Annotated in this window: 28 protein-coding genes; all 28 read left to right on the forward strand. The window is 55.8% G+C overall.

The genetic code is table 11. From position 1 onward, the window contains the following. Positions 1-127 precede the first annotated feature (127 nt). Positions 128-2,575, forward strand: coding sequence for a VapE domain-containing protein (locus NE547_RS03950; RefSeq protein WP_370866817.1), 2,448 nt, complete (start codon positions 128-130; stop codon positions 2,573-2,575). A 226-nt stretch (positions 2,576-2,801) separates the two neighbouring features. Then, positions 2,802-3,083, forward strand: coding sequence for a VRR-NUC domain-containing protein (locus NE547_RS03955; RefSeq protein ID WP_256174828.1), 282 nt, complete (start codon positions 2,802-2,804; stop codon positions 3,081-3,083). Next, complete coding sequence (locus NE547_RS03960; RefSeq protein WP_256174829.1) at positions 3,080-4,462, forward strand: DEAD/DEAH box helicase; 1,383 nt, start codon at positions 3,080-3,082, stop codon at positions 4,460-4,462. Before NE547_RS03955 ends, NE547_RS03960 begins: the two co-directional genes overlap by 4 nt. Then, positions 4,459-4,701 (forward strand): hypothetical protein, encoded by a 243-nt coding sequence (locus NE547_RS03965; protein WP_256174830.1) that lies wholly within the window; start codon positions 4,459-4,461, stop codon positions 4,699-4,701. The genes NE547_RS03960 and NE547_RS03965 overlap by 4 nt, the downstream gene beginning before the upstream one ends. Beyond that, the gene (locus NE547_RS03970) at positions 4,691-5,746 is read left to right on the forward strand and encodes a sigma factor-like helix-turn-helix DNA-binding protein (protein ID WP_256174831.1); all 1,056 of its coding nucleotides are present in this window, start codon (positions 4,691-4,693) and stop codon (positions 5,744-5,746) included. Before NE547_RS03965 ends, NE547_RS03970 begins: the two co-directional genes overlap by 11 nt. A 15-nt stretch (positions 5,747-5,761) precedes the next feature. Next, complete coding sequence (locus tag NE547_RS03975) at positions 5,762-5,983, forward strand: helix-turn-helix domain-containing protein (protein WP_256174832.1); 222 nt, start codon at positions 5,762-5,764, stop codon at positions 5,981-5,983. A gap of 224 nt (positions 5,984-6,207) precedes the next feature. Then, positions 6,208-6,468: a hypothetical protein gene (locus tag NE547_RS03980; RefSeq protein WP_256174833.1), complete on the forward strand. Its 261-nt coding sequence runs from the start codon at positions 6,208-6,210 to the stop codon at positions 6,466-6,468. Beyond that, on the forward strand, positions 6,455-7,693 hold the full coding sequence (locus NE547_RS03985) for a PBSX family phage terminase large subunit (RefSeq protein ID WP_256174834.1): 1,239 nt from the start codon (positions 6,455-6,457) through the stop codon (positions 7,691-7,693). Before NE547_RS03980 ends, NE547_RS03985 begins: the two co-directional genes overlap by 14 nt. A 1-nt stretch (position 7,694) precedes the next feature. Next, positions 7,695-7,904 (forward strand): hypothetical protein, encoded by a 210-nt coding sequence (locus NE547_RS03990; RefSeq protein ID WP_256174835.1) that lies wholly within the window; start codon positions 7,695-7,697, stop codon positions 7,902-7,904. Continuing rightward, positions 7,901-9,289, forward strand: a complete 1,389-nt coding sequence (locus tag NE547_RS03995) for a hypothetical protein (RefSeq protein WP_256174836.1) — start codon at positions 7,901-7,903, stop codon at positions 9,287-9,289. The genes NE547_RS03990 and NE547_RS03995 overlap by 4 nt, the downstream gene beginning before the upstream one ends. Beyond that, positions 9,289-10,914 (forward strand): phage minor capsid protein, encoded by a 1,626-nt coding sequence (locus tag NE547_RS04000; protein WP_256174837.1) that lies wholly within the window; start codon positions 9,289-9,291, stop codon positions 10,912-10,914. Before NE547_RS03995 ends, NE547_RS04000 begins: the two co-directional genes overlap by 1 nt. After that, positions 10,911-11,123: a hypothetical protein gene (locus NE547_RS04005; protein ID WP_256174838.1), complete on the forward strand. Its 213-nt coding sequence runs from the start codon at positions 10,911-10,913 to the stop codon at positions 11,121-11,123. The genes NE547_RS04000 and NE547_RS04005 overlap by 4 nt, the downstream gene beginning before the upstream one ends. Positions 11,124-11,144: 21 nt before the next feature. Further along, positions 11,145-11,276, forward strand: coding sequence for a hypothetical protein (locus NE547_RS04010; RefSeq protein WP_256174839.1), 132 nt, complete (start codon positions 11,145-11,147; stop codon positions 11,274-11,276). 189 nt (positions 11,277-11,465) lie between these two features. Next, on the forward strand, positions 11,466-12,029 hold the full coding sequence (locus NE547_RS04015) for a phage scaffolding protein (protein WP_256174840.1): 564 nt from the start codon (positions 11,466-11,468) through the stop codon (positions 12,027-12,029). 26 nt (positions 12,030-12,055) lie between these two features. Then, positions 12,056-12,943: a hypothetical protein gene (locus NE547_RS04020; RefSeq protein ID WP_256174841.1), complete on the forward strand. Its 888-nt coding sequence runs from the start codon at positions 12,056-12,058 to the stop codon at positions 12,941-12,943. An 11-nt stretch (positions 12,944-12,954) separates the two neighbouring features. Further along, positions 12,955-13,119: a hypothetical protein gene (locus NE547_RS04025; protein ID WP_256174842.1), complete on the forward strand. Its 165-nt coding sequence runs from the start codon at positions 12,955-12,957 to the stop codon at positions 13,117-13,119. A gap of 14 nt (positions 13,120-13,133) precedes the next feature. After that, positions 13,134-13,499 carry a hypothetical protein gene (locus NE547_RS04030; RefSeq protein ID WP_256174843.1) on the forward strand — a complete coding sequence of 122 codons (366 nt, stop codon included), beginning with the start codon at positions 13,134-13,136 and terminating at the stop codon, positions 13,497-13,499. Beyond that, positions 13,496-13,870, forward strand: coding sequence for a hypothetical protein (locus tag NE547_RS04035; RefSeq protein ID WP_256174844.1), 375 nt, complete (start codon positions 13,496-13,498; stop codon positions 13,868-13,870). The genes NE547_RS04030 and NE547_RS04035 overlap by 4 nt, the downstream gene beginning before the upstream one ends. A 1-nt stretch (position 13,871) precedes the next feature. Beyond that, positions 13,872-14,342 (forward strand): hypothetical protein, encoded by a 471-nt coding sequence (locus tag NE547_RS04040; protein ID WP_256174845.1) that lies wholly within the window; start codon positions 13,872-13,874, stop codon positions 14,340-14,342. Beyond that, positions 14,339-14,797, forward strand: a complete 459-nt coding sequence (locus NE547_RS04045; RefSeq protein WP_256174846.1) for a hypothetical protein — start codon at positions 14,339-14,341, stop codon at positions 14,795-14,797. The genes NE547_RS04040 and NE547_RS04045 overlap by 4 nt, the downstream gene beginning before the upstream one ends. Beyond that, a complete protein-coding gene (locus tag NE547_RS04050; RefSeq protein ID WP_256174847.1) occupies positions 14,785-15,306 on the forward strand; it encodes a hypothetical protein in 522 nt (173 codons plus the stop codon). The genes NE547_RS04045 and NE547_RS04050 overlap by 13 nt, the downstream gene beginning before the upstream one ends. Before the next feature lie 15 nt (positions 15,307-15,321). Continuing rightward, positions 15,322-15,738 carry a hypothetical protein gene (locus tag NE547_RS04055; protein WP_256174848.1) on the forward strand — a complete coding sequence of 139 codons (417 nt, stop codon included), beginning with the start codon at positions 15,322-15,324 and terminating at the stop codon, positions 15,736-15,738. Between the two features lie 11 nt (positions 15,739-15,749). Further along, on the forward strand, positions 15,750-16,307 hold the full coding sequence (locus NE547_RS04060) for a Gp15 family bacteriophage protein (RefSeq protein ID WP_256174849.1): 558 nt from the start codon (positions 15,750-15,752) through the stop codon (positions 16,305-16,307). 11 nt (positions 16,308-16,318) lie between these two features. Beyond that, positions 16,319-18,616 (forward strand): hypothetical protein, encoded by a 2,298-nt coding sequence (locus NE547_RS04065; protein WP_256174850.1) that lies wholly within the window; start codon positions 16,319-16,321, stop codon positions 18,614-18,616. A 1-nt stretch (position 18,617) separates the two neighbouring features. Next, on the forward strand, positions 18,618-19,013 hold the full coding sequence (locus NE547_RS04070; protein ID WP_256174851.1) for a hypothetical protein: 396 nt from the start codon (positions 18,618-18,620) through the stop codon (positions 19,011-19,013). After that, entirely contained in the window at positions 19,010-20,473 is a 1,464-nt protein-coding gene (locus tag NE547_RS04075) for a hypothetical protein (RefSeq protein WP_256174852.1), read from the forward strand. The genes NE547_RS04070 and NE547_RS04075 overlap by 4 nt, the downstream gene beginning before the upstream one ends. Before the next feature lie 3 nt (positions 20,474-20,476). Then, the gene (locus NE547_RS04080) at positions 20,477-21,328 is read left to right on the forward strand and encodes a hypothetical protein (RefSeq protein ID WP_256174853.1); all 852 of its coding nucleotides are present in this window, start codon (positions 20,477-20,479) and stop codon (positions 21,326-21,328) included. Further along, a complete protein-coding gene (locus tag NE547_RS04085; protein WP_256174854.1) occupies positions 21,325-21,918 on the forward strand; it encodes a hypothetical protein in 594 nt (197 codons plus the stop codon). Before NE547_RS04080 ends, NE547_RS04085 begins: the two co-directional genes overlap by 4 nt. The last annotated feature ends 8 nt before the right edge of the window (positions 21,919-21,926 follow it).

Here is a 21,926-nt window from a genome sequence, read left to right on the forward strand (position 1 = left end):
ACGCGCTTTTTGATACCAATTTCTCACTCGGATTTTTTGTAGATTTCGGTATCTGAAAATACGCCCTTTCTGGCCGCATGAGGCTGGAGAGAGCCACAAGAACGAGGCCGCTCAGGAGGCGCCAGATATGCTGAACATGATAAATGACCGACAAATCACTATCACGACCGGCGCCAGCCGTCGCGCCACACAATGGACACCGCAGATCATTTTGATCTCTGAGTTTTATGAGCGGTTGAGTTTACCAAAGCGAGGGACCGAAACCCTGGCGGAATACCTGAACCTGTCCAAGGGCCAGCAGGACGATTTGAAGGATGTGGGCGGCTTTGTCGGTGGGACATTGAACGGTCTGCGCAGAAAAGCCAATGCTGTCACCGGCAGAGATCTAATCACTCTGGACCTGGACAATATCCCCGCCGGGGCCACCGACGATGTGCTTCGCCGTCTGGATGTGTTGAATTGCGGATACTGCGTCTACTCTACGCGAAAACATATGCCGGCGGCCCCGCGGCTCCGAATCATCTTTCCGCTGAGCCGCACCTGTACCGCAGATGAATACGAGCCCTGCGCCCGCCGAATGGCGGACCTAATTGGGATGGAGTTTGTGGACCAGACTACCTTCGAGGCATCCCGACTCATGTACTGGCCCAGCTGTTGCAGTGACAGCCAGTATGTTTTCCACTACGCCGATCGTGAAATGGTATCGGTGGACTGGTTGCTGGGTACATACGAGGACTGGCACGATATTACCTCCTGGCCGGCTCTGCCAGGCGCCTCTGCGCTCGCAAGGCCGGCGGCCAAGCAGGGAGACCCACTGGTCAAAAAGGGCGTTGTAGGGGCTTTCTGCCGCGTCTACGACATTGAAAGCGCGATGGATAAGTTCCTGCCGGGGATCTATGCCCCCGTTGCTGGAATGCCAGGCCGATACACTTTCCTGGGCGGCTCTACCACCGGGGGCGCAGTACTTTACGACAACGGCAAGTTCCTATACTCCCACCATGCCACGGATCCATGCAGCGGGAAGCTGGTCAATGCCTTTGACCTTGTCCGCTTTCACCGGTTTGGCGATCTGGACGATGAAGCGGCTCCCGGTACTCCGGTCAACCGCCTGCCGTCCTTCCAGGCTATGAGCGAGGCGGCCACCGGGGACAGCCAGGTAAGCGGATTACTCCTGCAGGAGCGCTGGGAGGCCGCCACAGAGGGCTTCACGGCCGTCCCCCCGGCTGAAGACGGCGCGTCAGAGGCCGTCGACAACAGCTGGATCCAGCAGTTGAAGGTTCACAGCAAGACCGGTGTCCCCCTCTCCACCATAGACAATATCTGGATCATCTTAGAGAACGACCCCCGTCTGAAGGATAAATTTGCGCTCAACGCCTTTGCCGGCCGCGGGGAGGTACTGGGGCCCCTGCCGTGGACGGAGCGCAAGGAGCGCCGTCTATGGGGCGACAACGATAATCAGGGTCTTTACTGGTACCTGGAGAAATTCTATCAAATCACAGGCACCAGCAAGATTGACGGCGCGCTTTCTCTGCACAGTGAAAAGCACGCTTTCAATGAGGTTACCGCCTATCTCAACGGTCTCCAGTGGGACGGGTCGCCGAGGCTGGACTCGCTGTTCATCGACTATCTGGGGGCTGACGATTCCCCGTATATCAGGGCCGTGACCCGTAAGGCGTTCACGGCGGCAGTGGCCCGTGCCATGGTACCTGGCACGAAGTTTGACCCCATGACCATTCTTTCCGGGCCCCAGGGAATCGGCAAAAGCACCCTGTTGGACAAGATGTCAAAGGGCTGGTTCAATGACAGCATCAGAACTTTTGAGGGCAAGGAAGCCAGCGAGCTTCTGCAGGGTGTCTGGCTTGTGGAGATCTCCGAGTTGGATGCCTTCCGGCGGACGGATGTGTCTCGGATCAAGCAATTCCTCAGTCAACGGGCAGACCGATTTCGGGCAGCCTATGGCCGTCATGTCAAAGAGATGCCCCGGTGCTGCGTGTTCTTCGGGACCACGAATACCGACGACTACCTGCGCGATAAGACCGGGAACCGGCGGTTCTGGCCCGTGGATGTGGGGAAACGCCCGGCCACAAAAAGCGTATGGAATGATCTCGATCAGGAACTGGACCAGATATGGGCTGAAGCAGTGATGCGCTGGCGGCTGGGGGAACCGCTGTATCTTGACGGCGAACTGGCCGACGCCGCCAAAGCCCAGCAGGAAGACCACCGGGAGGTCAGCGCGCGGGAAGGCCTTATTCTGGAGTTCCTGGAACGACCAATACCACGGGATTGGCCGACTTGGACCCTGGACCGCCGGCGGATGTTCTGGGCCGGCAGTGCTGTCGGGGATCTCGATTTGGTACCCAGAGAAAGAGTTTGCGCCCTGGAAATCTGGTGTGAACTTTTTGATGGACAGAAGAAGGATATGCGGTATAGCGATACCCAGGAGATCAACAGTGTCATCGCGTCGATACCCGAATGGTCTAAAAAAACGACACCTTTGAGGTTTGGGTATTGCGGGGTACAACGGGGATTTATCCGGAGTAACAATGCGCCAGGAGAGGACTGTAACAGTCATTGAATGTAACGAATTTCCCGTTACTACGAAACAGTGTGTTACTTTTATAAGTTTACCCCTGAAACCCTTGGGGCGCAAAGAAGGTAACAAGGTAACATCTTTTTTCTATTAAATTAAAAAATAGAGAAGTAGAGAGTAAATATACCACCTATCCCGCCTAAATGCGTCATGTGGCTCGCGCGCGTGCGCGTGCGCGCGTATATAGCAATTCGCAAGGGAGGCTGAGCGAATGAAAGAAAGCAAGATCGAGTCCCGCCTGGTCCAGATGGTACGAGAACGCGGCGGACTGTGTTATAAATTCGTTTCACCGGGAAATCCCGGCGTGCCAGACCGCATTGTCATCACGCCCGGCGGCCGCACGGTGTATGTAGAACTGAAGACTGAGATTGGGCGGCTGGCGGCCATCCAGCAATGGCAGCTTGAAGAGATGCGAAAGCGCGGCGCAGATGTCCGTGTACTGAAAGGGCTGGAGCAGGTTAAAGCATTCGTGGAGGAGGTATTTTCAGCATGAAGTTTGAACCGCACCCCTACCAGGCCTATGCAATCGGCAGGGTCGTGTCTGATCCATTTGTGGCGCTGTTCCTGGAGCCTGGTCTGGGCAAGACCGTGATCACCTTGACGGCGATCAAGGAACTGAAGTTTAATCGCTGGTCAGTCTCCCGGCCATTGGTGGTGGCGCCGAAAAAAGTGGCAGAGGCTACTTGGGCATCGGAAGCGGCAAAGTGGGATCATCTGAGGGAGCTGAAGGTCATCCCGATCCTCGGAACAGAAAAGCAACGGGTCAATGCACTGTTTACCCCCGGTGATATCTGGGTGATCAATCGTGAAAACCTTCCGTGGCTGGCCGACTACTGCCGAAACAACTGGCCCTTCGACATGGTGGTCTTGGATGAGAGCACCAGCTTTAAAAATTCCAGAGCAAAGCGGTTCCTGGCCCTGAAGCGCGTCCGGCAACGGATCACAAGGATGGTGGAATTGACCGGCACACCATCGCCGAATGGGATGGAGGATCTTTATGCGCAGATCTATCTGCTGGACGGCGGAGCCAGGCTGGGGCGCACATTGACTTCCTTCCGGGAGAATTTTATGTCTCAGGATCGCGCCCATCCTGGCCAGCAGTATCGGACCTATTCACTCCTGCCGGGTGCCGATCAGAGGATCCGGGATGCGATCTCAGACATATGCATCAGCATGAAGGCAGAGGACTACTTGACCTTGCCTGATTACATAGAGGACATCGTGCCTGTAGCACTGGATGCCGCAGCCAAAAAATCTTATCAGAAGCTGGAGCGCGAGATGTTGCTTCAGGTGGATACCGAGACCGTCACCGCCGGAACTGCCGCAACACTGAATGGGAAGCTGCTTCAATTGTGCGGCGGCGCGGTTTATGCAAATGATGGAGGTGTCGCCGAGGTCCATACCTGCAAGATCGATGCCTTCTTGGAACTGATCGAGCAGTTGAATGGTGAGCACGCGCTGGTCTTCTTCTGGTACAAGCATGAGCGGGAGCGGATCATCCAGGCTCTGGCCGGCCGCGGCCTCCGCGTCCGGACTTACGAGGGCCCTGACGATGAACAGGCCTGGAACGCCGGAGAGGTTGATGTGCTGTTGGCGCATCCCGTCAGTTGCGGATATGGCCTAAACCTCCAGGCCGGCGGACATCACAGTATCTGGTACACCCTTCCGAACTGGGCCTTGGAGATCTTCCAGCAGGCGAATAAGCGACTGCACCGGCAGGGACAGAGCCATCCGGTCATTTCCCATCTGCTGATCGTTCAGGGCGGTGTGGATGAAGATGTTTTGGCTTCCTTGCAATCAAAGGGGGATGGCCAGGAAGCACTTATGCAGGCACTGAAGGCAAGAATCGAGAAGGCAAGGAGGGCGGCATGAGTGATCTGAAGGAAATGGCCCAGGAGTATAAAATCGCCGCGGCTAAGCTGGCCATGTCCATCGAGCGCCATAAAGCGGCAGGGGATCTGTCCCGCGCCGAAATGAACCAGCTCAACCGCGCACTTCGAGAAACGCGCGAGGTTGGCCACCTCTTGTCCGGGTACTATGAAGGCCCTCGGACAGCGCATGGAATTACATTGCTGGGGCTGAAACCTCGGAGAACGCGGGATGACCATTGAAGAACTGCGGGCCAGGAAGATAGAACTACTGGCACGAAAGAAATATGAATTAGATCTCCAGGAAAAAGGTCAAGGCGATAATTTCAACCTGTTCATGATCAACGAGGAACTGCTGGATGTCAGCGCGAAGTTGCGGGCGCTTACGCCCTCGTGCCGTGTGGGGTCCAACAGAGTCACACATTCAGCCTATATCCAAGACCGGCAGCAATTCCTTGACTGGCTGCAGCAGGATTCTGAAGAGGACACGGATGTAGCTAAAACGCAGATGCGGCGGATCCTTCGCGGGGGGATGGACTCTATCTCCAGCAGACAGCGAGAGATCCTGCTCCTATGGAGTGATGGCCTTCGTGGAACGGAAATCGCCGAGAAGCTCGGAGTCGATAAAACAACGGTCTCCAGAACATTGAAACGGGCAAAGGCAAATGTGAAACGGATCACAGAAACCCGTTTGGCCGTGGAGCAGTTACGAGATGATAATCGTCTGGATATGTCCGACCCCGAAGTTTCCAAACTGCTGATGTCTACATTGACGGTACACCAGGCCGTCTGCTTTTACCTGTACTATTCTGAACGGCTATCAATCCGGGATGTCGGGAAACTCCTTCAGGTGGATCATTCCACGATCTTGCGGACGATCCAGCGGGCAGTGGCCCGCATCCGCGATGCGCTGGGCGGGCAGATTGACATACTGGACAATGCGGAGGAATTGGATAACCTGGTCTTTGCCATTTACCGGGGCCTTTGTGAACGCGGAGAGGAACTGCCGCCAGAAGTCCAAAAGCGTCTGAGGCGAACTCCGTCTGCGGGATACCTGAACCGCGGGAGGCCTCCTGGCGGAAAAAATCTGATTTCAATTCGTCATCCTGAAATCCAGATTCATGCCAATATCGAGGGGTACGGTCCAGGTCGACTACTTCAGGCCCTGCGGGACCGATATCGGAATCTGATGTCCGACTGCGTCAATAATGGGCGTGGCTGGTCAAATCCGATCGTTCGCTGGCTTGTGAAAGTATTTCGGACGGTGACGAAACCAAGAAAGCTTTAATGGGAGGGGGACGGAATGATGGCGCAGAGTGATGATTTTCCCCAGCGGCTCCGTTTCCTGCGGGAGAGGAAGCAACTGAGCCGGCGCGCACTTGCTGAATTGTGCGGGCTCAGCAAGAACATGATCAGCATGTATGAGCGGGGAGAAAAAATCCCATCCGTTGAGGTCCTTATCATTCTGGCCGATTTCTTTGGCGTCACAACAGACTATCTCCTCGGCCGAAAAAAATATTTTTAGAGTGCCCACCCACGGTGGGCACGGCGGTGAAAAACTGTGGTATAGTCGTAGTGGACACCTCCTTTCTTGCCGCCCGGCTCCGAGGCGGTATGAGTATCGGGCTTGCGTATTTTTGAACATTGAGTGGTGGTGATATGCCGAATGCACAGAATCTTATACCAAACTCCGAGCGAACCCCGGAAGAGCTTCGGGAGATCGCGGCCGCAGGTGGTCGGGCATCTGGTGTGGCACGCAGGCGAAAGCGCAGTCTGAAGGAGGCGGCCGATCTTTATCTGTCACTGCCAGTAGCTGACCGGCGGCGCTGGAATAAAATCGCCCGCCGGCATGTGGATCCCGAAGATGTGGATAATCAGATGGCCATGATCATTGGGCTGGTAGAGGCGGCCACAAAAGGCGATGCCCGCGCCGCCAAGGTCATAGTGGATCTTCTGGGGGACACTCCCAGTGAAGACGGCGGGGGTGTGCAAATCATTGACGACCTATAGACTCTCTGAACTGGTCTCCCCCGCATTCGTTGACTCTCATAAAGCTGTAAAAGCTGGGGAGATCAACGAACTCATTGAGAAAGGCGGCCGCGGCTCGGCGAAATCCAGTTACCTTTCCATTGAACTGGTCCTCGAACTGCTCAAGCATCCCGAATGTCACGCCGTCGTGATGCGCAAGATCGCCAACACACTCCGGACATCCGTGTATGCGCAGGTGTGCTGGGCAATTTCAGTGCTTGGGTTGACCAAGCGGTTCCGCTGCACAGTCAGCCCCATGGAATGCACCTACATAGAGACCGGGCAGAAGATCCTGTTCTTTGGCATGGACGATCCGGGGAAGTTGAAATCTATAAAACTCCCTTTCGGTTATATCGGGCTCGCCTGGTTCGAAGAGTTGGACCAGTTTGATGGCCCGGAGCAGATCCGGAATGTCGAGCAGTCGCTCTTCCGCGGCGGCGCCTATTCCATGTGCTTCAAATCCTTCAACCCGCCGGCGATGGCCCGCAACTGGGCAAATCGGTATGTCTTAGAGAAAAAGCCGGGAAAGATGGTCCACCACAGCACCTACCTGACCACCCCGGCCGATTGGCTGGGCCCGCGCTTCCTGGCTGATGCCGAGCACTTGAAGGAGACAAACCCTACCGGATACCGCCATGAGTACGGCGGCGAGGTCGTGGGGAGCGGCACGCAAGTGTTTGAAAACCTGGTGCTTCGGGCGATCAAGGATGACGAGATCAAACAGTTCGACCGGGTCACCAATGGCGTGGATTGGGGCTGGTATCCGGATCCCTGGGCCTGGAACCGTATGCACTATGATTCCGGACGGAAGACGCTCTATCTGTTTGATGAACTAACGCGGCTGCGCACCAGCAATGCTGAGACGGCGAAATTGATCCAAAGCAGGATCCCTGAGGGGGAGCGGATCATCGCGGACAGTGCTGAAGAAAAGTCTGTCAGCGATTATAAAAGCTATGGCTTGTCCTGCCGCGGAGCCGATAAGGGCCCCGGAAGTGTGAACTACTCTATGAAGTGGCTCCAGTCTCTGCGGGCGATCGTCATAGATCCAGACAGGTGCCCAGACACGGCGCGTGAGTTCTCGGAATACGAGTACGAGCGGGATGACAAAACCGGGGAAGTCATAGCTGGCTACCCAGACGCCGCGAACCATCACATTGACGCCGTGCGCTACGGCACCAACAGGATTTGGAAAAGGAGAGGGCAGTAATATGTCGAAATTCAAACGGTGGCTGTATGATCGCTTTCTCCCCGCTTGGTGCCGAGAGGACCTCCTGGAAGCCAACGCAAAACTCAGTGCTAAGGTCCAGGAACAGCGGCGCGAGATCGAGCGCCTCAGGGCCTACATCGACGGCCTTCAGGATGCTACACGCCGGCCGCCGCGCATCGTGATCAACTGCAAGGAGGTATCTAAATCGTGAGCATTATCTCCGCCCTGTTTGAGAGCGGGAAAGTATATAATTTCGAACAGGCATTCGGCGTTAAAGACATTACGACGCCGGCGATGCGGGAGGCCATCAAGGATTGGGCTTTGCTGTACTATCAGACTGCCCCGACCAAAGAGGAAGATCCTTGCCAGCGGATCCCAGTGGCCATTGTGTCGAAGCTGACCAAAACGACCTTCTCTGAGTATAATGCGGTCCCGGCAAAGAGCGGCGCGGAGTATGTCGCCGCTATACTTGCCGCGCTGGACAAGGTGAAGGGAAAGGCGATGCAGCAGGCCCTTATAGGTGGGCAGTGCTTCCTCAAGCCGATCTTCGGGGAGAGCGGCTTGTCCTTTTCCGTGATCTCCCGCGGCAACTATGCGACTCTGGGCCGGGACGAGCAGGACATAGTGACCGATGTGGGGACGGCTGAGCGCACCATTGAAGGCCGGGCCTACTACACTTTGCTGGAGCGCCGCCGGGTAGTCAAAGGCCGCTTGACCATTGAGAGCCGGCTTTATCGCTCGGAGACAGAGCAGGTACTTGGGTATCCAGTCCCACTTTCCAGCTTGGAGAAGTATGCCTCTCTGGTCCCTGAACTGACATATCCGGAGGCAATTGGATCTTTGGGCCTGATCCCGCTCCGCACTCCGCAGGAGAATACGGTAGACGGAAGTCCAGACCCTGTCAGCGTGTATGCGCCGGCGGCAGGCCTGATCCATAATATCAACCGAAACGAGGCCCAGATCAACCAGGAGTTCGAGAACGCAAGATCCCGGATCATCGCGTCAGCTGATATGCTGAAGACCGGTCCTGACGGCCGCAAGCAGCTGAAGGACGACCTGTTCACTGGGCTCGAAGACGACCCCGATGCTGTGGGGATCACCATTTTTTCACCCACGCTGCGCGAGCAGTCCTTCCTGGCCAGAAAGACTGAGTATCTTCGGAATGTGGAAAGTCTGATCGGGCTGAAGCGCGGATTGCTCTCTGAAGTGGAGGCGGCCGAGCGCACCGCCACGGAAGTGACTTCCAGCGCCGGCGACTATAACCTGACGATCATCGACTTCCAGCAGATGTGGGAAAGCGCCGTTCGAGAGGCCGTCCGGGTGTGTGGTATCCTTGGGCGGATCTACAAGGTCTATTCCGGCCCTCAGATCGATCCGGAGCGCGATGTGGCGATCAGCTGGGGGAACGGCGTTCTCTATGACGAAGACCAGACTTGGCTCGACTACAAGGATATGGCGACCCGTGGCTGGCTTAAACCGGAAATCGCGGTCGGGTGGTATTTTGATATGCCAACAGAAACCCCCGCTGATCTTGAGAAGGTGCGGAACAAGTATATGCCTGATGTAGATCAGCTGACGGCGGAAGGCGGCCTGTAATGCTGACGCCGGAGCAGATTGAGGGCTTCCGGATCGCCGCCGGCCGGCTGATGGATCCTATCCATGACTTCCTGCTTCGGGACATCGCTCGTAGGATCCAGGATGCCGGAAATTTGACCAGCACAGCGGCTTATGACGCTTGGCGTGCAGAATGGCTTGGTAAAGGGCGTCGAGATCTTGAAAAGGAACTGGCTGAACTCCTGGGCGTGTCCAGGCAGAATGCCCGAAAACTTCTTCGGACCGCGGGAAAATATGGATACGACTTGACGCTTGCCAAGCGGCGCGGACATCAAGTGCCCTTTGAGGATAATCTTCCCATACAGCAGATTATCGAAGCCGCCGTCGAACTTGCAGACCAGGAATTGAAAAATATCACCCAAACCCGTGCTATCCAGATGATGGACCCGTATGGCCAGTATCAGGCCTTGCCGCAGGCATATCAAGCCTGTACTGACTTTGCCTTTCAGCAGGTGTTTTCTGGGGCATTGGACTACAACACCGCGATCCGCCAGGCCTGCGCCGGGATCGCCCGGCACGGCGTCAGCGTAGCGTATGAAAGCGGCGTGCATACTACCATCGAGGCCGCAGTGCGCAGAAACATTATGGGCGGCTTGGGCTTGATGGTAGAACAGATCCAGAGCGAGAACTATGTGTCGCTTGGATGCACAGGGTGGGAGATCTCCGCACACGCCAACAGTGCCCCCGACCATGAGCCGTTCCAAGGAAAGCAATATTCTGACGCCGAGTATCAAGCCTTGAATAACAGCCTCCGGCGCCGGATCAGCACCCTGAACTGCGGGCACATCGCTTTCCCTATCGTGCTGGGCGTAGACCAGCCCCAGTACACCAATGCTGAATTGGAAAGGCTGCGTCAAGAGAATGAGAAAGGCGTAGACTTCGATGGCCAGCACTACACCGGCTACGAAGCGACACAGCATCAGCGAAAAATCGAGAGGGCCATCCGGCGCCAGAAGCGCAAGGTCCTTTTAGCCGCTCCGGAGGACGCGGACATCGAACGCGCTCGCCTGCTTCGACTCCGCCAGGAATATGATCGCTTTTCAAAGGGCGTAGGGCTCAGGACCGAGGATGAGCGTCTGGAGGCGTCTGGCTTCAACTGGAAGGAATGGAAACAGGCTGAAGACGGCACAAAGCGTATTGAAAATCTCGCCAATGAGATGTATGATACGGGTAGTGTGGCCGGCAACCTGGACGCCTGGCTCCGGGATCAACCTATCCGCCGGCAGATCCAGTCAGAGGACACTGTCACTGATATTGTTCCCGGCCAGTTCCGCAAGCATGTTTATGGGACTCTTGAGTATGAGCAGTATGCTGAAAAGCTGGCTGCCGCCGGCAGATATGGGCCAAGCCGACTGACCATAACGCTGGAGGAAGCTCAGGCCCTGGTGGACCGATACCGAGGCACCGGGATCCTGGCCCGTCGGAAGGATGGGACCTGGCTGAAGCAGGAATGGATCACTACCTGCCCTGACCGGGTTGGCATTGTGGTAAATGATCTCACTGGCGACGAGGCCTATACTACGACTTTCAAGATACATTACCGGAAAGACGGGACTCACATCGTCCCTGACTATCCAAGCAGAAAAGGCAAGAAGGGTGCGTCATGAGTTACACTGAAAAAGAACTTTTCGATTATATGGACTCCCGCCGGCCAGTTCGCGTCGAGTGCACTGACGGAGCGGTTTTTATTGGTCCATGCTGGGCTTATGGCGCTACAGTCAGTGAAGAAGAGTTTGGTATGGCCGAGCCGCTGCTGGATGTCGGCGGTACGACTCTGCGCATCAGTGATATTGAGAAAATCGAATTCGTAGACTGAGGATAGACGGTGGGAGGCCATATGACGGAACAGGTGATCAAAGCTATCGAGAGCATCCTGGCAAAAGACGACCGCGTGGAGTTGATCCCCATGCCGGGCGGGGGAGTAAAAGTCATCCGCATCCGTCGGGAGCCTGTAAAAATCAAATCATGACCTCGCTCTAAGTGGTGAGCGGGAAGAGCTGAGTGGAGCTGATAGGAGAGATCCTGTCGGCTCCCTTTTTTGTTGATTTCAGGTTGTTCCTGTTTTCAAGTTAATTCGCCGCGCCCGGGCGTAATGCAGGGCGGCCGCCAGGGGGCGCGACCCCCGTACAAAAAAGCGTAGCGGAGAGAGGAGAAACAGATGAAGCGAGAATTCCTTGAGAATCTGAAAGTCGGAGACCAGCCGCTCTCCAAAGAAGTGATCGACGCGATCATGGGCGAGAACGGCAGGGATATCGAAGCGGCCAAGAAGCCCTTCGCGGACTACGAAAGCATCAAAGAGCAGCTACAGACTGCCAAGGATGGCCTGAAGAAGTTCGAGGGCGTCGATGTGGCCCAACTCCAAGGGGAGATCACCAAACTCCAGGGCCAGCTTACCGACAAGGATAAGGAGTGGCAGGCAAAGCTGGATACTATGGCCTTTGAGGGGAAGGTCAAAGACGCCATCACTGCCGCGCACGGCAGATCGGCGAAAGCGATCTCGGCCCTTCTGGATTTGGATACTCTCAAAGCGTCCAAAAATCAGGATGCAGACCTCAAGGCCGCTCTTGAGAATCTGAAGAAGGAAAGCGCCTATCTGTTTGAGGATGAAGGCACACCGCCCCCCTATGCCGGCGGCACGGGGAAGAATCCTCCCTCTGGTAAGTACGACACTGAGACCGCCAAAATTATGGCGGCCGCCGGGCTTGATCCTGAGAAGGATTGAGCCATTTGATGAAAGGAGACCAGTAAATGGCAAACGCTATTACTCTCGCAAAGACTTTTGTCCCCATTCTGGACAAGATCTACAAAGTCGCGTCCGTGACCTCCGTTCTGGACGGCAATCCCGAACTCGTGCGGCAGGGCGCCAACTACAACGAGCTGATCATCCCCAAGATCTCCATGCAGGGCCTGGGCGACTACTCCCGCAATGGTGGGTATGTCAAGGGCGATGTGACCCTGACCAACGAGACGGTGAAGTGTAACTTCGACCGCGGCCGTATGTTCCAGGTGGACAACATGGATAACCTGGAGACTGCCGGCATCGCGTTTGGCCAGCTCGCCGGTGAGTTCCTCCGGACTAAGGTCGCTCCGGAGATCGACGCCTTCCGGTTCGCTACCTATGCCGGTACTTCTGGCATTTCCAAGATCTCTGCCGGGGCCACTCTTTCCACCGGTGCGGATGTCATTGCGGCCATCCGTGCTGGTATGAGCAAGATGGACGAGGACGAGGTTGACGCCAACAACCGCTATCTGTTCATTACGCCCACCCTGTACGGCCTGATCGAGGATATGGACACCACGAAGAGCAAGGAAGTTCTGAAGAACTTTGCCGGCATTCAGAAGGTGCCCCAGACCCGGTTCTATACCGCCATCGATCAGTACGACGGTTCCACCACCGGCGAGGAGGCTGGCGGTTACATTAAGACCGCAACCACCGGTGCGGACATCAACTTCATGATCATCGAGAAGTCCGCCGTCATCCAGTTCCCCAAGCACATCGCGCCCAAGATCATCACTCCTGATGTCAACCAGGACGCGGATGCCTATAAGTTCGGGTACCGCAATGTGGGTATTGCGGATGCCTACGAGAACAAAGTCGCAGGCATCTATCTGCACCACAAGGCCGCGAGCACTTAAGGAGGCCGCCAATGAGAACTATCGGACTGATTTTCCCCAGCAGGGTCCCCGATGAAAAGTATGTTTGCCCTGCTTGTGGCAAGGAGTACAAGAGCGAGGCGGCTCTCTCCAAGCACCTGCAGGAGAAGCATCCCAACACCGAAGGTCCCAAGACGGAACAGGAAGCTACGGAATAAGAGGGGGCGCCGCCATGGTCACTTATGAATTCTATACTGCCGAATACCACGGCGGCGCCATCTCCTCCGCGGAGTGGCCTGAGGTGGAGGCGCGGGCATCTGCCCAGCTCCGCCGGTATAAGAGGATCTACACTGTGTCCGCTCCGGAGCCGGGTGCAGAGGACATGGCCATCTGCGCTATGGCTGAAGCACTTCACGGTTTTGACCTGGCTCTTAACGGCGACGGCGGGCCGATTCAGTCGGCGTCCGTGGGGAGTGTTTCTACCAGCTACGGTACGAACATAGGCACCGCGATAGATCTATCCGAAAAAGGGCAATCGAAGACCTTGTACCGGGCCGCCTCCCTCTACCTCGATATTTATCGGGGGGTGGGCGGATGATCCCGATCAGGCGCCGCAGTTGCCCTGTCAGTTATCGCCTATGTAATCAGACGGTAACGGTGTACCACTGGGACGGAAAATCCACCTACACGCGCAGGGTCTTCAAAAATGCCTTCCTGGACTTCAAGAAAACTCAGAATGTGGACAAAACCGGCAGTACTGAGGCAAACAGCTTTCTCCTCGTGATCCCAGGGCCTGAAATACCGGTGGCCGTGGGGGACAAGGTGCAGCTGGGCGAAGGGCCGGAGATCACGACTCGTGAGGCCTGGGCCGCCCTGGTGCCCGTCACCACGCCAGGCCTGGTCGTGGTGAAATATGTGGATCCAAAGTACTTCAACGGCGTAGTCATCCACACGGAAGCGGGGGGCTGAGATGTCTATTGTCGGTACCATCAAAGTCAACACCAGGCCCGTAGCGGAGATCATGCGCAGGAAGGGCCTCGACCGGAGCGGAGATGTGCAGCAGTTCCACACGGCAAATGTCCTTCGCCGGATCACGAAGTATATGCCGTACAGGACCGGGGCCACGATAAAACTGACTGTAGCGCAGTCCCCGGTCAGACGCCCGGAGATCAACACCTTTACGAGATACGCCAGGTATCTGCATGAGGGCAAAATAATGGTGAATGCGGCTACCGGGAAAGGTCCTGCCGTGATCCCCGGCGTGGGACCGCGGTGGCCCAGGGGTGCCCAGCTGAAGGCCACAGATCGTCCGCTGACCTATACGGCCTCCAAGAACCCGGAGGCAGGCCCTTTCTGGGGGCGCCGCCTCATGGCCAAGGAAGGACGGGCCATGCTTGAAGATCTCAAGAGATACATCAGAAGGAGGCCCGATAGCAGATGACGGCTCTGGAGCAAGTAAAGAAGTGGCTGGCTACTTTCCCGCAATTTGATATCCTCACGAATTTTCGTGTGGACTATACCGACAAAGTTCCTGGTACCGGCGGGATCCTGCCCGACGGACTTGTAGAGGTCTCGCGCCGGCGGGACATCACCGGCTGCACCACCGTGACAAACCAGTATAACTTCGCGCTGTACTATGTGTTTGAAAAAGCCCCAGGGGACGAGGAAGGCGCCGAGGCCAATGCCGACTGGATTGTAGATCTTCAGGAGTGGGCACAAGCGCAGTCGGTCTCCGGTATCGCGCCGATCTTCGGTGATGACCCGCGCTCAGAGCGTATCACGGCCCAAAACGGAACGCTCTACCAGGCGGATGAAGAGGGCACAGCTGTTTATGTTGTGCAGTTATCCGTGCAATTCGTTCGAGTTTTCAAGGAGGAAAATAAATGGCTGATTTAACTTTCAACACCACGGCCGGCCAGGTTGTAGACCGCAAACTGCTGATCCTGTATCTGAACACGGGAGACGCTGACGAGCCGGTGTGGAGCCCTATCGGAAAGCGCGTTGAGGAGAGCTCGATGGAGTATGACTTCAACGAGGAGAGCAAGACCGATATTTTCGGCGAGGTCTATACGACGCTGAACAAGCCCATTGTCACGCAGACTTTCGAGCCCTGTGAACTGGACGCCGGAGACAAGGCACAGGTAAAAATCTGGAATCAGTCTATCCGGGACCAGGATGTGGCGGCTATGGCCAACAACGATCTGCTGGTCGTACATGCTTACGCCGGCACCGCTGATACCGCCGTTTTCGCTGAGCGGTATGCGTCTTGCCTGGTAAAGCCGGCGTCTTTAGGTGGGAGCGCCAATGTGGGTATGCCGCTGGATATCACCTTCGGAGGAACCCGCACCAAGGGAACGGCCGCTATTTCCGGCACTGGCGTGGTCTTCACGCCTGAAACCGCATAATAGGAGGTCCGATTTATGAATGCGCTGAAGTTTTCGACCGGAGTAAAAACTTTTTCGGTCAATGATGGTGCTGCGGAGATCTCCTATAATCCCACCGATGTGAATTTCGTCTCCAGCCTGTACGACTTCTTCGTCTCCTGTGCGGAGAAGTATGAGGCGGATAAGGACAAGAAGTTCACAGACAACACCGCGTTCTTCGAGTATGCCAAGCAGAGGGACGCCGATGTCTGTGCCGGCATCGATAATCTCTTCGGAAGCGGCACCGCTGCAGCTCTGTTCCAGGGGATCAGCACCTACGCGATGGCGGAGGGCCTGCCCCTGTGGACCAATTTCCTCCTCGCGGTAATCGATACGGTTCCGGAGGAGATGTCGAAACAGGTAAAATCCTCTCGTCCGCGGGTGGAAAAGTACCTGAAGAAATACCATCGTTGAGGAGGAACGATATGGAGTACTCTCTTCCAAAAACTGCATATGTGGCTGGACGGGAGTACTCCATTCGTTCTGACTACCGGGCCATCCTGGATATTTGCGTTGCGCTTGTGGATCCCGAACTCACTGGAGAAGAGAGGGCGGAAGTCATGCTCCGCATATTCTATCCGGACTTTGAGGACATACCAGCGGACGCCTATCAGGAGGCCATAGAACAGTGCATCTGGTTCATCAACTGCGGATCAGATGAAAGAAATCAGCGCCCCGCCCCCAAGCTGATGGATTGGGAGCAGGACTTCAAATATATCGTGGCCCCAATAAATCGGGTCATCGGAACAGAAATTCGGGAGTTGAAGTATCTCCATTGGTGGACTTTCATCTCTGCGTACTACGAAATCGGGGACTGCCTTTTCGCGCAGATCGTCCGTATCCGGTTGTTGAAAGCCAAAGGCAAGCCCCTGGATAAGGCTGACCGGGAGTGGTATCAAAATAACCGGGACCTTGTTGACATCAAGACCCCGTTCACTGAAGCAGAAAACGCAGTGATCGATGCATGGCTGGGCAAGAAGTGAGGTGACGCTCTGTGGCTGACGGTTCTATTACCTACAGCACCAAATTGGATAATGCGGACCTGGAAAAAGATCTTGCGGCGGCGAATAAAAAAGTCGAGCGGCTGGAGGCGCAGATTCAAAAATCGTCCAACAAGCGCCTCCCGATCGCCAAGCAGGTCGCTGACCTCGGTGCTCAGCTGGATGCGGCAAAGGCAAAACTGGCCGCCCTGCAGGACGAGTCACAGCGCGTAGCTACGGCCCTGTCCGGCTCAAACATCAATGACCCCGCCAGCATATCCGCTTATACGGACGCCGCAGCGCGACAGGCCGGCGTCACAAAGGAACTCTCCTCCCAGCAGAAAGTCGTTGACTCCCTCCAGCAGAAATTTGACCGCGCCGCGGATCGTATGGACGCTATCGACGCAGAGACAAAGCGGCTGAATGAGGAACTGGCCACGGCAAAGGACCGGGCCGGCGCGCTCGCGACGGAATTGGCCAAACCCGCCAGCGCCAGTGCCCAGGCTTCGGCCGCGATGGGGAAGGCAGTCGATCGGGCGCAGAAGTCCGTCCAGCGATTCGGGATGCGGCTCCGCGAGGTGATGCGCAGCGCACTCATTTTCACTCTGATCTCCCAGGGGTTTGCGGCGCTGAGAAAGACCATGGGGAACCTGATCAGCACAAACCGGGAGGCGTCCACCGCTCTGGCTCAGCTCCGCGCCGCGCTTTATACGCTCGCACAGCCTATTCTTCAGGTGATAATTCCCGCCTTTACAGCATTTCTGAACATTCTCACCAGAATCGTTACCGCGATCGCCGGATTTCTTTCGATGCTGTTTGGCGGCACGATAGAGCAGTCGAAAGATGCCGCTGAGGGCCTCTATGACGAGGCGGCCGCTATTGAGGCGACAGGATCAGCCGCAAAGGGCGCTTCCAAGTCTCTGGCGAGTTTTGACCAAATCAATAAGCTGTCCAGCAACGCCTCCAGCGCCGGTGGTGGAGGGGCGGCGGCCACTGCGCCCGATTTTTCTTTTGACACTTCCAATATGGAGCAGGACTTCGACAAACTGCTTAATTGGATAAAGTTGATTGGCGCCGCACTGCTGGCGTGGAAACTCTCTGACTCTTTCCTTGGCGGCCTGAAGATGTTTGTCGGTCTGCTGGTGGCCATTACAGGCGCCATCGAACTGGTCAAAGGCGCCTGGGACGCGTGGCAGAACGGAGTCAATCTGGACAACTTCCTTCAGATGTTGAGCGGCGGAGCCATGCTCGCCGCTGGACTTGGTATCGCTTTCGGCAAAGTGGGAGCCGCGATCGGCCTCATTGTATCCGGGCTCACAATGTTCGTGACCGGAATACAAGACGCGCTGAAGGTCGGCTGGACCTTTGAGAATATGCTTACTACCGTCTCCGGCCTTTTGATGGGCGGCCTCGGTATCTCGTTGCTGACTGGCTCCTGGATCCCGCTCCTTGTAGCGGCGATCGCCAGCCTGCTCCTGGTATTCACCAACGCATTTGGCCAGGGGCAACTGATGCTGGACGGGATCAAAACTCTGCTTCAGGGGTTCCTGGACTTTTTCAAGGGCATCTTCACCATGGACCTGTCCCTCACCCTCCAGGGGCTTCAGTTGATGATTCAGGGCCTTCAGATGATCATCCAGTCGATCTTGCTGGCGCTGCAGAACGCGATCAACTCTTTCCTGACTTGGCTGGACGAGATCACCCAGGGCAAGATCTCCGGGCTGATTGAATGGATCCGGTCATTTGTAAACGACTTTATCGCGACGATACTCCAGGTGCTGGATGGGCTGGCCTCCTCAATTACTCAGATACTTTCTGGGGTCATTACTTTCATCTCCGGCGTTTTTACCGCGGACTGGACGCGTGCATGGAATGGAATTACAGAGGTGTTCCGCGGCATCTGGAACACGATCGTGACCCTGCTGGAGGGCGGTATCAACTTCATCATCGACGGTATCAACGCCTTCATTCGGGCGGTCAATGCCGCTTTTGATGTCATCCGGTCTCTTTTGGGTTTCCCGCCCCCGATCAGCGAGATCGCGCCGGTGAAGTTGCCGCGGCTGGCCAAAGGCGCGGTCATCCCGCCCAACAGGGAATTCCTGGCGGTCCTCGGTGACCAGAAGAGCGGCACAAACATTGAAACGCCTTTGGCCACTATGGTGCAAGCCTTTAAGCAAGCGCTGTCGGAAGGCGGATATGGAGGCAACAGTGAGGCCTATCTGGTGTTGGACGGTGAAGTGCTGGGAAAGATCGTCTATCGCTTGAACAAGGCCGAGTCAAACCGTGTTGGTGTCAATCTGGTGGAGGAGTGATATGAGTTACATCAAATTGAATGGAAGAGAGTTCGACGCGGATGTGGCCATCTCTTCCTACAATCGAAATTTCAGCGTACTGGATGGAGAGAACGCCGGTCGCGCCTTAGCAGGGCGCATGGTCAGGGATATTATTGGAACCTACATCGGCCACAAGATCCGCGTGTTTCGCCGCGGTGATAACTACGCCGGCTTGGACGAATTCTGGGACTATCTTGTCGAGCACTCCGTTGATGACAGCGTCATGCTGGAGGCGGCCGACGGTCAAACTACTATATCCTATGAGGCCTACTACACAACCGGATCCCAGGATATAGAGATGGTCGTCAACGGCGTGAATTACTGGGGCGAGATTGAGATCAACTTCGTGCCCATGGACGCGCAGGTGAAGCCATGAGTAAGACGACCCTGCTTTATAAAGACATCGCCCCCGGCGCCGACACGGACGCAGCAGTTTCCGCGCCTTCTTCTCAAGGCTTCACCGATCCTACGCAATTGCCATTTGGGACATCGGAAGCGCCAGCCCTTACCTGTGAACTAAATCAATGGGGGCTTGACGGGACCTTCATTCTCGCCGAAGAGATAGAGCCGGCCTTCTGGTCCACCGAAATGAGCGGGGCGGACGGCTCCTTCGCTTCAGGACAGGAGCCCGTCATTACCATAGTGTTCGACGAGCAATACTCCTCCGTGGGTATATCGTTCCGATTTGATACGCCCACGGGCGGATTTTGTTCGGCTCTCAATATCAAGTGGTATCAGCAGGATGTTTTGCGGGAAGACGCCGACTTCACTCCCGATGCGGTCGAGTACTTCTGCCAAAAGAAGGTCACCAGCTATGACAAGCTGGTGATCACGATCAAAAAGACGAACCTGCCTTATCGGTACGCCAAGATCGACCACATTATTTTCGGCTTGCACCGGTCCTTCGGGATGTCTGAATTGCGGTCCGCTTCGGCCGTCAATGAGATGAACCTTATCTCCACAGAACTCCCCAGCTCCACGCTGAACTGGACGCTGGACAGCCGGGAAGATGTTGATTTCATGTTCCAGTTAAAGCAGCCGGTGGAGATCAGCAACGATGACAGACTGATCGGCGTGTACTATGTATCCTCCTACAGCAGGAAATCACGCCGGATCTACCCCATCACCTGTTGTGATGCTATTGGTGTTTTGGGAGATATCCCCTTTGGCGGAGGCGTATATACCGCCGCGAGCGCCAAAGCCCTGGTCGTAGAATTGGCGTCGCCTTTCGAAGTAGAGTTCGATGCCGATGTCCAGGATATGCAATTGACCGGCATCATCAAATCCGGGACCCGCCGGTCCGCCCTTCAGCAGGTCCTGTTTGCCTGGGGAGAATGCGCTTCCACGGACGGACGGGCGTCGATCCGGATCTTCACTCCGGGTGTCGAGCCGAAAGTAATATCTGCAAATCAGACTTTCCTGGGGACGACAGTAAATACAGATGCAATCGTGACCCAGGTCCAAGTCGTGGCCCACACATACACGGCCTCCACCAATGGTACCGTGACTATCAATGGCACGAAGTATGAGGACACGGAGGAGATCTTCTCAGTGTCCAACCCAGATGTCACGGCAACTGATAAACAGAACATAAAGAAAATCTCCGACGCCACACTGGTTTCTCCCGCGATCGCGCAGGCCGTGGCACAACGCGTCTATGAATACTATTCGCGCCGGAATACCAATAAGGCCAAAATCGTTTATAACGGCGAGAAACTTGGCGATTGCTTGACCATACCCAACAGCTGGGGCTCTGCGAACACCGGCAATCTCGCAAAAATGGAGATCAAGCTTTCCAACACTGTAGTGTATAGCAGTGAATCAAAGGGGGTTTAGCGCATGTCAGTTCTCGATACGCTTGTTTTCGACCGGACTGCTGCGGATGTCGAGCGCTGGCGGGCACTGCGCGAAAAAGGCTACAACGGCATGACTGAGGACGAGCGCGCGGAGTGGGCCGCCTGCGTGCGGGGGGCCTACAACGCCGCCGACCTCAATCGGGTAACGCAAGCCATGGAGTACCTGGTTAGCTTGTATCAGCAATATGAACGCCCTATTACTTATACCCCTATCAACATTACCCATGCGGATGGCACGACCAATACGATCTGGCAACTCACAGACAAACCGACCGATGAACAGCTGGCTCTGTTGCTGCAGAATCTGCTGGCTTTTTGGAAGGGTGTCGAAGATGCTTCGATGAATGTCGTCGAGGTATGGGCAAACACCCAGTTCGGCTATGTGGATCTTGATGCGCAGATCGTTTTGGGCGACTATGCTACCATGGCCAGCGCCCACGGCGTCCAGAGCATTGTGGTGAAGGTTCAGAGCAACGCAATTGAAAATATATCGCTTGCCGGGACAGGCTGGGTAATTCTGCAGGACGACGAAGGTATTGCCGCGCATTATATCAATCCGCATGGCCCTTTCCCGGATCTGCAGGATGCCTTGGACAGCCTGGTCTTCACCTGCACAGCAGAAGACGGTGCGGTCGATGCGACTGTACTGCTCTCAGCAGTTATGCGCAGTGGAGACACCATCTCGCTTGGCACGGGCAAAATCCACTGGTCCGCGATTATCAGCTGGGCGGCGCTGGAGAGTTATGCGTTGACCTGGGCGGATATTGAGGCGGCCAATATGACCTGGGATGATTTGGAGCACCTTCCTATGCCCAATGGGGGTGGTTCAGAGTGATCGATGAAGCCTATTCCCTCGACCTGCTTCCCGGCTCTCTGAAGAACCTGTCCTTTTCCGGTGCGAATTCTATTGAATCCAATCTACGCTATCTCATTCTTCAGTTCCCATATTTCAGCGCCTCGATTCGGAATGCCGCTCTCGGCAGTTATGGGTATTTAGAACTCACGGAAGCCGCCTGCGCGGGCGATGGCTTTGACATCAAATCCGCTATACGCATCGACAAGATCACTATCACGGTTTCCGGCGTGGATCTCTCTGCCCTCGACTTCCAGGGAGCCGGCTGGCTGGCGGAAGAGGAAGGGCAGTCCTCTCTCGTCGTGGTGTACCTCGCTGACTCTTACATGGACACCTCCGGCATACAATCTGCCCTTGATCAACTTTTCTTCACATCCAGCACGGATTTGGACGCATCGATTACGCTTCAGGTAAGCAATACCTCAGAAGGGGCATTCATGCCCCTTGGACCTGTCACCATGCGGTTCAGAAGTGGAGCGACATGGGCACTCATTGAAGGGAAAAATCTTACCTGGGGCGATATTGAAGAAGACGAAATGACTTGGGATGACCTAGAATCCCTAAAAAAGTGAAGGTGATA

This window comes from Flavonifractor sp. DFI.6.63 (genome assembly GCF_024462255.1).
In the GTDB taxonomy this organism is placed as follows: Bacteria; Bacillota; Clostridia; order Oscillospirales; family Oscillospiraceae; genus Lawsonibacter_A; species Lawsonibacter_A hominis.